Raw genomic sequence first — 1,216 nt, 5'->3', positions numbered from 1 at the left:
CGGGCGCCGAGGCGGGAGGACAGGTCGTCGACGAAGCCGTCCAGCACCCCCGAGGAGGAGCGGTACGACCCCTCGCCGTCCGCGACGATGATCCGCATGGTGTCCACCTCTCCGGCGGCCCGCGGCCTCGGCCAGGGGGCTGGCGCGGGATATGCCTGTCCCCCGAAAGTAGGACAGGCATGCGGTCGTGTCAATAAGTATTCATTGATAACTCCTGCGTTGCGGTATCACCACCCCCGCCGCGGCCGTCCCGCGACCCGTCCCGTCTCACCCCTTGGCGGCCGCCACGATCACCTGCGCCGCATCATCGGCCACCCGGAACGCCGTGGTCTCACCGAACACCGTCGCGGCGACCTGCGCCCCCTCGTAGAGCTGGTGGACGGCCGCCGCCACGGCGGGGTCACCACCGACGAGCTCAGCGAGCAGCCTCCGCATCCACCGCTTCTCCTCCCTGATCGTCTCGGCGGCGGCAGAACGCCCCGCTCCCCCGACCTCGGCCCACGCGTTGACGAAAGCGCATCCGCGCCGGTTCGGCCCGGCCCAGTCCTCGGCCCGCCGGAAGAACCGGGGCAGGGTCCACTCCGTCGCGTCGAGATGATCGACGAGATACTGCTGCCACCGGCTGCCGCGTCGCCGCAGGTACGCGTCGACGAGGCCGTCCTTGGACCCGAAGCGCTGATAGAGCGTGCGTTTGGTCGTCCGCGCCTGCTCGGCGATGAGTTCGACGCCCACTGCGGTGATGCCCCGCGAGTAGAAGAGCTCGTCGGCCGCCAGGAGGATGCGCTCCCCCACCTCGGTCGTGGGGATGATCGGCCACGGCTCAGGGGTCACCCGGTCCTCCTCGGGACAGTGCACTCCCCGGCGGTGCCCGACGGGTGCACTGACAGTATACCGATCGGTATGCTTTGCTCGGGCCGTGGACAGGATTCTGGTGGCCGGCGCCTTCGTGGTGTTGTGGAGTTGCGGTTTCGTGGGTGCCGCGTGGGGTACGGCGGACACCGAACCCGCGGGGCTGCTGGCGTGGCGGTACGTCATCACCGCCGGCGTCCTGCTCTCGGTGGTCACGGTGCTCGGCAGCCGGATCGGCCGTCGTGATCTCGGGCGGCAGTGCGTTCTGGGCCTCACCGCGCACGGGATGTTCCTCGGGGGCCTGTTCGCCGCGTCCGCGGCCGGGGTGGACGCGGGGACGGCTGCGCTGGTGTGTTCGGCCCAGCCG

The 1,216-nt window shown here is 70.7% G+C and carries 1 protein-coding gene and 1 pseudogene; one reads left to right on the top strand and one right to left on the bottom strand.

The features are described 5' to 3' along the window. Positions 1–267: 267 nt before the first annotated feature. On the bottom strand, positions 268–831 hold the full coding sequence (locus G6026_RS14340; protein WP_197431440.1) for a TetR/AcrR family transcriptional regulator: 564 nt from the start codon (positions 829–831) through the stop codon (positions 268–270). 85 nt (positions 832–916) lie between these two features. Here G6026_RS14340 and G6026_RS14335 point away from each other — a divergent pair. Continuing rightward, positions 917–1,216: pseudogene (locus tag G6026_RS14335) on the top strand (EamA/RhaT family transporter); the annotation flags it as partial.

The organism is Dietzia sp. DQ11-38-2, assembly GCF_014145055.1.
Taxonomy (GTDB): Bacteria; Actinomycetota; Actinomycetes; order Mycobacteriales; family Mycobacteriaceae; genus Dietzia.
Note: the sequence above shows the minus strand (reverse complement) of the source record. Positions and strands in the feature narration are given on the sequence as shown.